This window comes from Nocardia vinacea NBRC 16497, assembly GCF_000308835.1.
In the GTDB taxonomy this organism is placed as follows: domain Bacteria; phylum Actinomycetota; class Actinomycetes; order Mycobacteriales; family Mycobacteriaceae; genus Nocardia; species Nocardia vinacea.
In genome coordinates this window covers 36,011-49,128 of record NZ_BAGN01000042.1, presented here as the reverse complement: position 1 = coordinate 49,128, position 13,118 = coordinate 36,011, and the positions used below count along the sequence as shown (strand labels likewise).

The 13,118-nt window shown below is 64.9% G+C and carries 15 protein-coding genes; 6 read left to right on the top strand and 9 right to left on the bottom strand.

The window, feature by feature from the left end; genetic code table 11:
• Positions 1-756, bottom strand: a 756-nt coding sequence (locus ON44_RS05020; RefSeq protein WP_040686615.1) for a cupin-like domain-containing protein, incomplete at its 3' end; no start/stop codon positions are given.
• 239 nt (positions 757-995) lie between these two features.
• Between ON44_RS05020 and ON44_RS46505 the strand changes: the two genes are divergently transcribed.
• From ON44_RS46505 to ON44_RS05005, 3 genes are all read left to right on the top strand, one after another.
• Entirely contained in the window at positions 996-2,519 is a 1,524-nt protein-coding gene (locus tag ON44_RS46505) for a hypothetical protein (protein WP_051181540.1), read from the top strand.
• 43 nt (positions 2,520-2,562) lie between these two features.
• Complete coding sequence (gene dtd / locus ON44_RS05010; RefSeq protein WP_040686614.1) at positions 2,563-2,994, top strand: D-aminoacyl-tRNA deacylase; 432 nt, start codon at positions 2,563-2,565, stop codon at positions 2,992-2,994.
• A gap of 256 nt (positions 2,995-3,250) precedes the next feature.
• The gene (locus ON44_RS05005) at positions 3,251-4,753 is read left to right on the top strand and encodes a hypothetical protein (protein WP_040686622.1); all 1,503 of its coding nucleotides are present in this window, start codon (positions 3,251-3,253) and stop codon (positions 4,751-4,753) included.
• 62 nt (positions 4,754-4,815) lie between these two features.
• On the opposite strand, the gene ON44_RS05000 is transcribed toward ON44_RS05005, so the two are convergent.
• From ON44_RS05000 to ON44_RS04990, 3 genes are read right to left on the bottom strand one after another with little or no spacing between them, the layout of a single operon-like run.
• The gene (locus ON44_RS05000; protein ID WP_040686613.1) at positions 4,816-6,108 is read right to left on the bottom strand and encodes a glycoside hydrolase family 130 protein; all 1,293 of its coding nucleotides are present in this window, start codon (positions 6,106-6,108) and stop codon (positions 4,816-4,818) included.
• The gene (locus ON44_RS04995; RefSeq protein ID WP_040686612.1) at positions 6,108-7,118 is read right to left on the bottom strand and encodes a hypothetical protein; all 1,011 of its coding nucleotides are present in this window, start codon (positions 7,116-7,118) and stop codon (positions 6,108-6,110) included. The genes ON44_RS05000 and ON44_RS04995 overlap by 1 nt, the downstream gene beginning before the upstream one ends.
• Positions 7,115-8,296, bottom strand: coding sequence for a glycosyltransferase (locus tag ON44_RS04990; protein WP_040686611.1), 1,182 nt, complete (start codon positions 8,294-8,296; stop codon positions 7,115-7,117). The genes ON44_RS04995 and ON44_RS04990 overlap by 4 nt, the downstream gene beginning before the upstream one ends.
• Positions 8,297-8,542: 246 nt before the next feature.
• Here ON44_RS04990 and ON44_RS04985 point away from each other — a divergent pair, with 246 nt between their 5' ends.
• Positions 8,543-9,634 (top strand): glycosyltransferase family 4 protein, encoded by a 1,092-nt coding sequence (locus ON44_RS04985; RefSeq protein WP_040686610.1) that lies wholly within the window; start codon positions 8,543-8,545, stop codon positions 9,632-9,634.
• A 17-nt stretch (positions 9,635-9,651) separates the two neighbouring features.
• On the opposite strand, the gene ON44_RS04980 is transcribed toward ON44_RS04985, so the two are convergent.
• From ON44_RS04980 to ON44_RS53915, 3 genes are all read right to left on the bottom strand, one after another.
• Entirely contained in the window at positions 9,652-10,101 is a 450-nt protein-coding gene (locus ON44_RS04980) for a DUF5994 family protein (protein WP_040686609.1), read from the bottom strand.
• Positions 10,102-10,142: 41 nt separating this feature from the next.
• A complete protein-coding gene (locus ON44_RS04975; RefSeq protein ID WP_040686608.1) occupies positions 10,143-10,592 on the bottom strand; it encodes a DUF5994 family protein in 450 nt (149 codons plus the stop codon).
• Between the two features lie 86 nt (positions 10,593-10,678).
• The gene (locus ON44_RS53915) at positions 10,679-10,801 is read right to left on the bottom strand and encodes a DUF6131 family protein (RefSeq protein ID WP_373283127.1); all 123 of its coding nucleotides are present in this window, start codon (positions 10,799-10,801) and stop codon (positions 10,679-10,681) included.
• Positions 10,802-10,862: 61 nt separating this feature from the next.
• Here ON44_RS53915 and ON44_RS04970 point away from each other — a divergent pair, with 61 nt between their 5' ends.
• On the top strand, positions 10,863-11,579 hold the full coding sequence (locus tag ON44_RS04970) for a TetR/AcrR family transcriptional regulator C-terminal domain-containing protein (protein WP_040686607.1): 717 nt from the start codon (positions 10,863-10,865) through the stop codon (positions 11,577-11,579).
• Positions 11,580-11,590: 11 nt separating this feature from the next.
• Here ON44_RS04970 and ON44_RS04965 read toward each other — a convergent pair whose 3' ends face one another.
• Together ON44_RS04965 and ON44_RS04960 are read right to left on the bottom strand one after the other, a co-directional pair.
• Positions 11,591-12,004 carry a DUF5994 family protein gene (locus ON44_RS04965; protein WP_040686606.1) on the bottom strand — a complete coding sequence of 138 codons (414 nt, stop codon included), beginning with the start codon at positions 12,002-12,004 and terminating at the stop codon, positions 11,591-11,593.
• On the bottom strand, positions 11,970-12,656 hold the full coding sequence (locus ON44_RS04960; protein ID WP_245567013.1) for a TetR/AcrR family transcriptional regulator C-terminal domain-containing protein: 687 nt from the start codon (positions 12,654-12,656) through the stop codon (positions 11,970-11,972). The genes ON44_RS04965 and ON44_RS04960 overlap by 35 nt, the downstream gene beginning before the upstream one ends.
• A gap of 272 nt (positions 12,657-12,928) precedes the next feature.
• On the opposite strand from ON44_RS04960, the gene ON44_RS49950 reads away from it, so the two are divergent.
• Positions 12,929-13,102, top strand: coding sequence for a hypothetical protein (locus tag ON44_RS49950; RefSeq protein WP_157187052.1), 174 nt, complete (start codon positions 12,929-12,931; stop codon positions 13,100-13,102).
• The last annotated feature ends 16 nt before the right edge of the window (positions 13,103-13,118 follow it).

Genomic DNA, 13,118 nt, shown 5'->3' with positions numbered 1-13,118 from the left:
CCACCAGAACATCGGGATGTAGAGGATGTCGCCGGTCTCGAGAACCACGTCGTAGCAGGACGCATCCTGCAGCTTCTCGAAGCTGCTCACATCCGGGTCGAACTCGTCGGGGAGTCCGGTGTAGGGGTCCGAAACCTTCATCGGAATCCGGCCGTACACATTGCGGTACTCATTCGGCGGAAACAGCCGGACCCGCTTGCGGCCGTGCAGCTGAATCAGCAGGCCGTGCCATGGATCATTGTGCAGCGGTGTCAGATTGCCCTGCTGGCCGATCCACACACTGCTCGCCGCCGAGCTCTGCTGCCGGGTGCCGACGCGCGAGGGCAGCTGATCGGCGAGCGGCTGCGGGTCGGCGGCGGCACGCGAGTAGTAGTTCTTGCCCGGCTTCGGCTCGTCGAAAACCGCTGCCATGACATCACGGTATTCGAGCACCTCGACCGGCGACGTCTCCTGTGTGAAAACGTTGGTCGTACTGGTCAACGCGGCGACCTTCTGGTCGCCGTATTTCTCTCGCAGCGCTTGCGGCTGAAAGTCCTCGAATACCGGCCAAGTTGTTGCGACACCGCGGAATACGACCGGAGTCTGTTTATCGAAGACGGCCTCGAGTTGGAAATCTCGATCGGGTACGACCAGCCCCTGCTGCCCACCCGTCGACCGATTCAGTACATCGCGGACACTTCGACCGGCCCACAGCACGAAACTGGCTAGGAAAATAGGAGCCAGCGTGACCGGCCTCTCATCGTAACCCTTAGTCATATCCCCGTGTCTTCTAAGAATTGGTGCACTGCTTCGACTTTCGGTTGCCCGAAGCAACCCTCACTGCGCCGTGAGCCCGACCCTATCGACAACCTCGAATCTACCGTCCCGATCCGTGCCCACTGCTGGGAAGATCGGGACACGCAATCACGGCCCGAGCAGGTGGACCTCCCACGGACGGCAACAACCGGCGCGGGGCGCTGGCTTAGGGTCGGGGTACGCCGATTTCAGGAGATGTCGTGCCCGACTTGCCTTCGGACCCATTGATTTCGCTGGTGACCGTGCGTGGACTTATCAAGACGCGGTTCGCGTCGTCGGACACCATCGCGGGCATCGACATTGCCGGACAATACGTCGCGCCGGGCATCATTCAGGTGGTCGTGCTCGAGCAACTCCGCACCGCCGAGGCCGTCACTTCCGACCAGCTCGCCCACTGGGCGATCGACACCACCGAACTCTTCGAAGTGGCCGAGGCGAACACTCGTGCCGCCGACCGCCTGGAGATCGAATGGCGGAACTACAACAATGCGCACTTCGCAATTCTGAGCGGCTCGGATTTCGCAAGTGCCCACTCGAAGTGGCTCGGCGACTATCCGGTAATCGGAACGTACGGAGCACTTTTCGTAATCTCGCACGAGGGCAACCTCTACGCACATCCGATTGTCGGGCCGAATGCGCGGACGGCGATGATCCTGCTGGGCAAAGTCGCCGCCAACACCTATCGCAGCGAGCCGCGGCCCATCAGTCCGGCGGTCTACTGGTGGCGGGACGGTGCGATCAGCCTCGCCGCCATAACCGAGATCGATCCCGACCACAATGTCGAGGTGCGCCCGACCCCGGAATTCGAGGCGTTACTGACCAGCCTGGCGGTGACCTGCGAGTTCGCGGTGGTGCCCGCCGACACGGTCGATACCGCTCTCGACGCGCTGGAGCAGTACCGGCAAATGTGCGCCGCGCCGGACCACAGTGCGACCACACCCATCGTCGACAACCTCATTGCCGAGATCGAGCGCAACGGCGCCACCATCGGATTCGTTGCGGCCGTAGCGGATTCGCGCGGCGCCGTACTGCGCACCTGGGGATCGGACCGGGGTAGGCATCTGCTCGCGGTACTGGAACTCACCAAGGACCGCGACCTCGCTGTGTTCGATGTCGAGACGGGCCACCTCTATGACCCTCGCGGCCACGTCGATGTCCACGTGACCGTCGGTGACGGCCGGTCACTGCCCTACCTCACCCCCGCACTGCTCGAGGACTTGGTGGTCGCCGCCGCCGACCCGGACGACCCGTTCCTGGTCGTCGCACGCGCGGACGAGACCTACATTCGAACGCGCCGCCACGAGTGGGTCTACGAAATCGAGCACCGGGCGGGATCCGCGTCGGAACACTTTCGCGTATACACCCTGCGGCACAAGTTCGTTCGCGACGTCATCTGGGCGTGGGCCTGCGGTGACCCGTCATGGACGGTCGCGGTGCACTGGCGGCGGGTCGATCCGACATCGCCCGGCATCGAAGCGGCGTCCGGGCAGGAAATCCTGCGGGACGAATTGTCGTCCACCGGTTCCGGCCTCACGCCCGACGCACTTGCGCTCCTCGATACCTTTCTGACACTTCGTGATACGCCGATCCCGTCGATGGATCTCGCTCCGCTTGACGACCTTGCGATCGACCCCGCAATCTTGCGCGACCTGGCGTCATCACATACCGAAGACGCACACCCGATCGCCGAAGCCGAGACAACCGACGACCCCGACGAGATCTGAGGGCGGACCGGCCGCAGGTGCACCCGGGTGCGAGGATCGACGAATGCGAGTACTGGTGCAGCGCGTATCCGCCGCGCAAGTGACCGTCGACGGACAGACCGTGGGCCGGATCGAACCGAACCCGCAAGGCCTGGTCACCCTCGTCGGCGTGACGCATGAGGACACCGAATCCACCGCGAAGGCATTGGCGGACAAGGTGTGGCGGTTGCGAATCCTGGAGGGGGAACGCGCGGCCGCGGATCTGGATGCGCCCATTCTCGTGGTCAGCCAGTTCACCCTCTACGCCGATACCGCCAAGGGGCGGCGGCCGTCCTGGTCCGCCGCCGCGCCCGGCCCCGTCGCCGAACCGCTGGTCGAGACCTTCGCTCAGGCACTGCGCGAGCTCGGCGCAACCGTCGCCACCGGGCGGTTCGGCGCGCATATGCATGTCGAACTCGTCAATGACGGTCCCGTGACACTGCTGTTGGAGGGCTGAACACAACCGCCCGAGCGCAACCACCCCTGACAACGTCGCGAACCGTTGGTTTGCTCGGCTACACTCACGAACCACGCGGAACAGCCACGGCGTCCGCGAGCGCGGTTGCCATGGCTGTCAACAGGTCGATCGCGGCGGCACCGGTCGCCGGTTGATTGCCTGCTCATTCCGGCCATTTCTATGGCAAACTCGGTCGAGCAGAATGCGGCCGCTCGACGACCGTGACGCGGAAGGTGAAGCGGGAGTTGAGGTCGCGATGGATCTGAGTGCACTCGAGCGTCGGGTAGCCGAGGATCGCCGGGCAGCGATCGACCGGACGGTCGAGAACGAATTGCGTCTGGCCTCGTCGCTGTGTGACCTCGCAAAAGGCCTGGTCGCGACCAAGAACGGCCCCGGCAGGGATCGGACCGCCGAGGCGCTGGCGCCATCGCAGGAGTCCGTCGGCATCCGGCTGCACTGGCTCGCCGCCGGTCGCGTTACCGCCGAGTTCGCGGGCGAGGTCCAGGATGCGCTACGCGTCTTCGAGCAGGCGACCCGGCACATCGGCCACCGAGAGCTCGCGGCGAGCACCATCCGCAATGCCTGCCACACCTATCGCCAAGTATCGCGGACGCATCCGCAGGTGGCCGCGGTCTGCGCGGACGGGCTGTCGAAATGCGGCGTCTGGTTGTGCCGCCTCGACCCGAAGGCCGCCGTCGCCGCCAGCGAGGACGCCGTGCGCATCCGCAGCGCGCTGTTCGCGGCGAATCCGGAACAGTCCGGGAAATATTTGGCCAGCCTGAATATGCTGCTGCGCACGCTGATGGTCGGCCGCCAGCGCAAACAAGCCGTGGCGATGTACCGCGAGCGATATGCCGCACTGACCTCACCGGAGATGACGGCACGGCTGCGCGAAACCCGGATCGAGGACATCGACCTCACCAACAAGACCTTCACCGCGCTCACCAAACTCGAAGCCCGGACCTTGCAGCGCGCGGGACATCTGACGCAGCAGCAGATTCTGTACCAAACCTCCGGCGATCTCGCCACGATCGAGGAGATCAACTGGAAGCTCGCTTTGGTCGGCCTGAAGCCGCTGGCCGCGGGTGCACTACCCGATCCCCCGTCCCGGCCGGTGGAAATCGGTGCGACCTTCGGCGCATTGAGTGTCCGCTGCAGCGCACGCGACGCCGTCGCCCAGGTTCGCGCCGCGATCATCGCGGCCTACGCCACCGACAACGCGCGCCAGGTCGATCGCTCGGCCGTGCGCGGCGCACACGAAACCCATTGGCATACCTTCGATCCCGAACTGAACTCCGCCGAATCTCTCGGCGATGACGTAGTGCTGATCGAACAGCCCTACGGCGGTTCGGTTGTCGTCATGAGCCTGAACTGGGAGATCGCACCGGTCGGCAAACACCCACTGGCACAGCACCTTTCCGCGCGCTGGCCGGTGATCAGCGTTACCGCGAACGAGAAGATGTCCTACGAGCTGTGCCGATACGAGGACGGCGTGGCCACCCAATACGCCGCACTCGGCCGCCCGAGCGGACAAGCCCCGCTCGATGCCCCATTGGCACCCCTGGATTTCGCGGCCCTGGCCGACTACGGCGCGGACTATGCGTCCGAAACCCAGGTCCGTGCCGCTTTCGGCAACACCGATATGTTCGCGAAACTCACCCATCTGCCCGCCAGCGGCATCCGGCAAGCGGCACTGGCCATTCCGCTCGCGGACTACGGCGACAACGTCCTTTTCTTCCGCAAGTCGAGCGCGGGCTGACGAAATACCCCGACTCCTTGTGCCTGTCGAGATCGGTCACCCGGATCCCGGCGCCGACAGATCTAAGCGATGAGCTGTCGGCGCAGAGCGGACAGGTCGACGAACGCGAACCTGATAGCGGAGTCACCGCAGCCGTAGGGCAGCACCAGGGTATTCCGGTGGACGAGCGCGCCGCACGAGTACACGACGTTGGGAACATAGCCGTCGCGTTCGTCTTCGTTCGGGGTCAGCAGCGGCTCACGGAGGGCGCCGATGAGTCGAGTCGGGTCGTCGAGATCGAGCAGGATCGCGCCGATGCCGTACGTGCGCATCGGACCGACGCCGTGGGTCAGCACCAGCCAGCCGTCGGGTGTCTCGATCGGTGGACCGCAGTTGCCGAGTTGGATCAGTTCCCAGGGTTGGGTCGGTCGATAGACGGTGACCGGCGCACGCCACACACGGGCGTCGGAAGAGCTGACCACACTGATGTTTTCCCGGTCCCACCGCGAGAGCATCAGGTAGCGGTCGTCGACGCGGCGCGGAAACAGTGCCATCCCTTTGTCTTCGGCGCCGGACCCGGCCAGCCGAGTGCTGACGAACGTGCCGAAATCGTTGGTGCGCAACAGCCGTGGCGCGATATGGGCGCCGTCGAAGGCGGTGTAGGTGCCGTAGTAGGTGACCGTCCCATCCGCCTCGGTGAACCGGGTCAGCCTCGCGTCCTCGATGCCGCGGCTCTCGTCGGGGCTCTCGGGAAAGAGCACCCGCTCCGATAGCGGACGATCGGCGGGGAAGTTCACGGTGTAGTTGCCTGCCGCCGAGGCGGCGACCCGGCCGGTATCCAGGAACGGCGAAGGCTTGTCGAGGCGAACCGAATCATGTTGTGCGACTGTGCCGGTCCGGAATTCGATGCTCGAGAGGTGCCCCTCGCCGAGTGCGCGCACGCTCATGACGAACCGCAGTTCGCCCGACGCCAGACCGGATTGGTCCGGGTGCGCGACGATCGACGGATTGAACAGCGCCGCGGCTTCGACCGCATACTCCTGGGTGAAGTACGCGCCGATGAGCTGTCTGCGCGCGGGCGTCAGTGTCCCCCTCCGCGGCAGCAGATGTTCGACGAGCGCCGCGTGCGTGGCGAATATCGCGTCGATATCGCGGTGGCGATCGCCGAACCGGCGGCGCACGGAAGCCAGGCCGGCCAGCATGTCCGCATCGGTGAGTGCGAGCACCCGGTCGATGATGGCCTCGGCCCGTGAAATCCCTTGTCCGAGAATCTCTTGGCCGGGCAGAAATAGCCTGGCCGAGACTCTGCGGGCATCCGGCAGCAGCACCACGGTACTGCGCCGGACGAGATCGGCGGGATTGGCGGAGTTGGCCACTACCCGGCAAGCGTGAGTCGGCGCGCCTGTTGCTGCGTGGAGATCAGCGCGAGCGTCGACTCGGCGCCCTGGTTCTCGTTTCGGCCGGTGTGCTCGAGTCCGTCGCAGCAGCCGCCGCTGATCGGGTCGATCAGGGGAGTGTCGACGTCGTTCGTGCCGCGGAACCACGCTTCACACAGCAGTACCGCATCCTTCCACTGCTGGTCACCGGTGTCGTCGTAGGCGCGAGCGCAGGCGTCCGCCAAGGTCGCGACCTCGATGGGTTGCTGGTCGAAGCCGGGCCGGGTTTCGCCCGTCGCCCAGCCGTCGACCGGGGTGACCGATAGATGGTCACCCGAGGTTTCGATCTCGAGTAGCCAGCGCAGCATCGCGAGTCCATCGGCGTACACGCGGCCCTGTCCGGGCAGTAGCGTGCCGACCGCGAGCAGCGCTTCGGCCAGCACCGCGTTGGCATAGTGCAACCGCGGCTCGGGCCAGCGCCAGTCGAGACGGCGGGTCGGCGGGCCGATCCGGCCGCCGGCGGCGGCCAGTAGTTCACGCGCTTGTGTGTTTCCCGGCTGGACACGCAGCACCTCGGCGGCGCCGAGTGCGGCGAAGGCCATTGCCCGGGGAAATGGGGACCGCCGGTGCGCCCCGATGGTGAAGTGTGCCAACGCGACCTGCGCCAGATCGGGTTTGCGGGCGACGACGGAGCCGAGTGCCCACAGGGCGCGGCCCCAGTGATCTTCGAGGCTCGGTTCGTCCTGCCAACTCCGGTCCGTACCCCGTCGATTGTGGCAGCTTCCGTCCTTGTTCAGTGCCGCGATGATGAAGTCCAGATACACGCCGGTGTTGTCGAGTAGTTGTTCGGTCGGCTCGGGCTCGCGAACGGCCACCACGAGTGCGCGCGCGACATCGTCGACGCAGTAGCCATTTTCGATGCGGGGCGTGGTGAGCTTCGCGTGCTCGAAGATGCCGCACTCGTCGCTGAGTCGGTAGAGGTGCGCGAAGGAGATGCTGATGGTATTCATGCCGTGGCCAGCTTCCTATCGGCCCGCAGCGTTTCCGCTGCCAGGTCCCGGTACTTTCGGCTTACCGAAGTCCAAAGCAGTTCGGGTGCGATACGTTTCGCTTCGGCACCCATTCTCGCCGCAAGGCCCGGTTCGGTGATCACGCGGCGCAGTGCGGCGGCGATATCGGTCGGCGACTCTCGATCGACCAGCAGACCCGCGCCGCTCGACAGCAGTTCTTCGGCATGCGGGAAGGCGGTCGATACCACCGGTTTGCCCGCCGCCACCGCCTCGATCAGCACGCCGGACGTCACTTGCTCGCGGGAATCGTAGGGCAGCAGAACGATATCCGCCTGCCTGATCAGCCGGTACAGCTCGACGTTGGAGAGGTAGCGGGCGTCGAAGTGGACGGCGTTGGCGACGCCGCGGCGCTGGGCACGGTCGACTAGGCCGGTGCGATAGGACTCACCTTGGCGCGCAAGCACTCTCGGATGTGTCTGTCCCACCACCCGGTACTGTGCGGCCGGGCGCAAGTCGGCTAAGTGTGCCATCGCGTCGATGCCCCATTCGATGCCTTTTCCCTCGCCGAGCAGTCCCCAGGTCAGGATTACCGGCGTCCGGGAGATCGGCTGGTGTTGGTCGCCTGGCTGTCCGGAGCGATTGTCGGTGGCACCGTGCGGAATCACCCGTACCTTGGCCGGGTCGACGGCGTAGTGGTCGATGAGTCGTCGGCGAGCCGTATTCGTCATGGTGACGACGGCCGCGCAATCGCGAACAAGCTGCTCGAGGATCATCCGCTGCTGTGGTGTCGGGGTGACCAGCACCGTATGCAACACGACGATGGCCGGAACCCGAAGGGCGCGAACGATTTCGAGGACATCGACGCCGTCCCGCCCGCTATAGATGCCATATTCGTGCTGAATGATCGCAATATCGAAGCCGTTGAGTGCGATGGCCGCGGCGGTGGCACCCCGGTGGTCGCTACGCTCCCACTGATGTGCCACCTCAGGGGGCGGTGTCGGATCCGGACTGTCGACCACGGAGACGACGCCGACGGTTGGGCGGCGCCCGAAATCGACCGACACGAAACCGATTTCGCCGGGTGCGGTCAACGCATCGACGAGTGCGCCGGTGAAGGTCGCCAGCCCGCACTGGGTCGGTGAATAGGTACTCAGAACGCCATAGGACCGAACCGACACTACGCCAGCCTTTCCGCTTCGAGGCAGCGCCGAAGGTGCCGCTGTCTGCAGCCACTCAATTGGCTGATCGTGTTGCGCTGAAGCGCTTGAGAATCCGCTCCGGAGAAAAGACACGCAGGGATCGGCAACCAGGTCACGATCATAACACTCGGATCTGCGGAAATTAGTGTGATATGATCGGCGCATCATGTTCGCCCACATCTGGGGCGGCTCTCGGCGGTCTTGCCGCCAGTAATCGAGGATTTTATGAGAATCGGCGTTATCGCGTCGGTCGCACACCGTACACCTCCGAAAAACTATGGTCCGTGGGAGCAAATCGCTTCGACGCTGGCCGAGGGGTTTGTCGCGCGTGGGCACGATGTCACACTGTTCGCAACGGCGGACTCCGCGACCTCGGCACGGCTGGTCTCCGCCGTCCCGTCGGGATACGAGGAAACGACCGGTGCGGATGCGAAAGTCTGCGAAGCACTGCATAATTCGACGGTATTCGCGCGGGCCGGTGAATTCGACATACTCGCCAACCATTTCGACTTCATGCCACTGACTTACAGCAGGCTGGTGTCCACACCGATGGTGACGACTATTCACGGCTTCTATTCACCGAAAATCGTTCCGGTTTATCGTGAATTCAGTGATATCGCCCACTATGTGGCGGTCACCGATGCCGATCGTGACCCGGATCTGCGCTATGCCGCAACGATTCATCACGGTATCGATCTCGCCCAGTTCACATTTCGTCCGAAGCACGGCGAATATTTGCTCTTTCTGGGCAGAATTCATCCGGATAAAGGGACGCACCTGGCGATCGAGGTGGCGCGTAAGGCCGGACTGCCATTGATCATCGCGGGCGTGATCCAAGACGAGGAATACTTCCGCTCGGCGGTCGAACCGCATCTCACCGGCACCGATGTGACCTACCTCGGTCCGGTCGGTCCGGCAGAGCGGGACGCGCTACTCGGGGGCGCCCGTGCACTACTGCATTTGATCGGTTTCGCCGAGCCGTTCGGCCTGTCGGTCGTCGAAGCCATGGCCACCGGGACACCGGTCATCGCAACACCATTGGGTTCGATGCCGGAGATCATCCGCCACGGTCGCACCGGATTTCTCGTCGCCGATGTGGCGGGTGCGGTCGCGGCGGTATCGGACCTCGGGCGACTCGACCGTGCCGCCTGCCGAGACGATGTCTTCGAACGGTTCACCGCTGATCGCATGATCGATGCCTATCTAGCGCTATTCGAGCGGATCGTACGAGATTCCGGACATCGCACCGAATCGGCCGAGCCGGTACCGCAACAGGCCATCGGCTCGCCCGGACTGTTCTCGCACGCCGGACTGTAATCGACAGTGCCCCAGCGTTATCGGGTCCCAGCCGGGGTGCCGATTTGGTGCGACGTTTCGGTTCGCGTCGCCCACCGCATGCGACTGTTCGCTTGATCGGGCGGGGTATCGGCGGGGATGACCAGCAGGGCCAGATGAGCGCCGCCTGCGCCTACCAGATGCATGACATCGTGTGGTTGGGCAGCGCCTGGTCCGTGCAGTCGGATGCCGTCGTCGTGGTCGATGCGGCGTTGCGCGAGGCTGACCGCGTTCCAGCCGAAACCGATTCGCACGGTCGCGCCGAGGCGTGGGGTGAGGACGTTGATCAGATCGTGCAATTCGGCGGTGAGATTGGCCGTCCACGGCCACCATGCGCCGTCGACATGCCCCGGGCCGGAGCCGCTGCCGCGCAGTAGCAGGCGTGGCGTGCGGGTAGGTGTCCGGAACGGTTGCAGGTTACGTAGGGGCGGGCCGATGTTCCCGGTCATATCCCGGTGATTGGTTATCGGGCGGTGCGCCCTGATGTGAGTCATGATCTTGTCTCGATTCCACTGGCGGCCAGGGTCGCCGGTTCGGGGTTGACGGCGGCCATCAGGGCCGCATGCGCGATGTCCTCGGCAGTGGCCGACGGGATTACGCGGAGCACGATCAAGCCGCTGTCGCGGCCGAAGACGAACATCGTGTTCCACCGCTCGAAGCGATAGGGATCGAGCCGGACCGCGCGGTTGCCGACGGTCATTTGCTGGGGTGCGCGTGACCAGCACGCGGGGTCATAGACGACGCGCCAGACCGGACCGAGCCCCACCGATAGGACCGCCAGCAGATCTGGCAGTTCGGCGGTGAGTTCGCCGGATCGGGGCCACCAGGCGCCATCGATATATCCATCGCGGTCGGCCTTCGGCTTCAGCCTCAATCGCGGCGTGTATTCCGGCGGGACGCGATGTCGAGCGGCCGGTGAGCGGATCTTTTTCGGTGCCATGATGGTGCTCCTGTTTCGGCTGTGGTGCCCGCCGATTGATGGGCGTCGCGGGTATACGCGACGGTGCCCGCGTGCCGTCTGGACGGTCAGTAGAAGTGGCGGCGACCGTGGATGGGGTGGCCGCTGGTGCCCGCGAGCGTGAGCACCAATCCAATGACGACGACAATGACTGGTTCTTCCAGTAGACGCCGATTATGCCGTAATGTCAACGCTGTAGGTCTACGATAATGACCTACAGTGGAGATCCCGGGAACTGGAGAATGCTTCGAAATGACCGAACCACCGACCGATCACACGAACTCCCGATCCGGGCGACCCACAGGCCGGGGCGACGGTCCGGTGACCAGGGCGACGGTGCTGCAAGCTGCACTCGAGATCGTAGATCGGGACGGGATCGACGGACTTTCGATGCGGCGGCTGGCCGACGCGGTGGGCCGGGATCCGATGGTGGTCTACCGGCATGTGGCCAATAAGGCCGCGGTGCTCGACGGCGTCGCCGAGGTCGTCTTCGCGCAGTTGTCGGTCGATGCCTCCGATGCGGACTGGGCTGCTCAATTGCGAGTGATCGCACGCGATTTCCGGCGCTTGGCGCTGGCCCATCCGAAGGCGGTGCCGCTGCTGGTGACCCGGCCGTTGGCGACACCGTTGGGGCTGCGTCCGCAGGCAGTGGTCCGCCCCCTCGAAGACATCCTCGCGCTGCTCACCGGTGCCGGGTTTTCCGGTGCGGATGCCCTGCACATCTACCGTGCGCTGTTCGGCTTTCTCTACGGTCACGTACTCAACGAATTGCAGGAGATCGTGGAGCGTCCCGAGGAAACCGACGAGGTGCTGCGCCTCGGGCTGCATCGGCTGCCCATCGCGGAGTTTCCGTTGCTGCGCGAGCTCGCTCCGGCGCTGGCGGCCTATGACGGCGCCACCGAACTCGAACGAGGTCTCGATATTCTGCTCACCGGACTCGCGGCGACGCTGCCGGGCCAAGGGCGATGATCGTTTGCCACTCAGGCCCACGCTCCGCCTTCTGAGTCCCAACGTTGCTGTGCCGCAGTCGTTTCGGTGTCGGCCGGGGTAACCACCACTAGCGTGAGCTCGGTACCGCTTACCCCGAGAACAGCGAGCGTATGCCGGTCCTTGTGCCGGTAGCCGTCGAGCCGCACCAGTCGCCCGCCACTGGCGAGTTTCCGTGGCGCTGCGGCCCATTCGTCGAGGTGATAGATCACTCGATGGATCGGGCCGAGCCGGGCCGCGACCGCGGTGAGCAGATCCGGCAGTTCGGCCACGAGGTCATTGCCGCGCGGACGCCACATGCCGTCGACCGAGCCGGCGGCGTCCGTCGTGAATTCGAGTTCCTGTCGCAGCCGACGGGAATTCGGTGGGTGTCTACCCGAGTCGATTCGGGTCAGTTGGTGCGTCATGGTCGACGCTCCCCTCTGGGCCGCGTGGCGGCCGTGTCATGGTGGCGGTGAGGCCGGTGAGCAGAATGTCCAGGCCCTGTTCGAGTTCGACGACGCCGTCGTAAGCAGCCAGGTCGGTGGCGAGACCGCGTAGCAGCGGGAATTCGCCGATCGGCAGGCGGTGCAAGCCCAGGCGCAGCAGATCGGTTGCCTCTTCGGGGCGTTCGACCAGTTCCTGTCGTTCGTTGAGGATGTGACCGTAGAGAAAGCCGAACAGCGCACGGTAGATGTGCAGCGCATCGGTGCCGCTGAATTCGGCACCGGTGAGCAGCGCGAGGATGTCCTCCAGCGGACGCAGCGTGCCTACCGGTCGGAGCCCGAGCGGGGTGGCCAGCGGGTGGGTGACCAGCAGCGGAACAACATTCGGATGGTCGACCGCGAGACGGCGGAAGTCGCGCGCGATGCTGCGCAGCTGATGGCGCCAGTCGTGATCGGTGGTGTCGACGGTCAACTGCTCGAGCACGATCTCGGCGACTCCGTCGAGGAGCGCCGCCTTATTCGCGGCGTGCCGGTAGAGCACCATGGGGTCCCGGCCGAGGGCTGCGCCGAGGCGTCGCATCGATAGCCGGTCGATGCTGTCGCGGTCGATGATCTCGAGCGCGGCCGCCAGCATCGCGGCCCTGGTCAATGGGGTATTCCCGGCGTTGACGCGGTGCGCGCTTGCTGCCGGATTCTTGGGGGAACCGATGGGCCCTTCCCTGATTCCGTTCATCTGATTCAGCGCCTCTCGATAAACAGCAGAACTGTTAACGATGTAAGCCTACGCCGTAGACAGGCGACGTAGATAGGGCCTAAGCTGTGGATATACCGGATCGTGCGGCGGCTGGTCGGACAGTTTCGGCTGTCCACCACCGATGACCCGCATCCGGGGACAGGAATATTCCGATGACGATCGAAGACAAGGTCGCGCAGCAGGTTCGGGCAGTCCGCACAAGCTTGCGGAAGCTGCTCGCCAAACCGGACGAAGACAGTCGGCGTCGGACCGACATCGGCGGCAAGCACCCCAACGACGTGGTCGAACGGATCTCGAAATCGCTGCGGGACGCATTCAAACGCTGACCCGATCGGGGACATG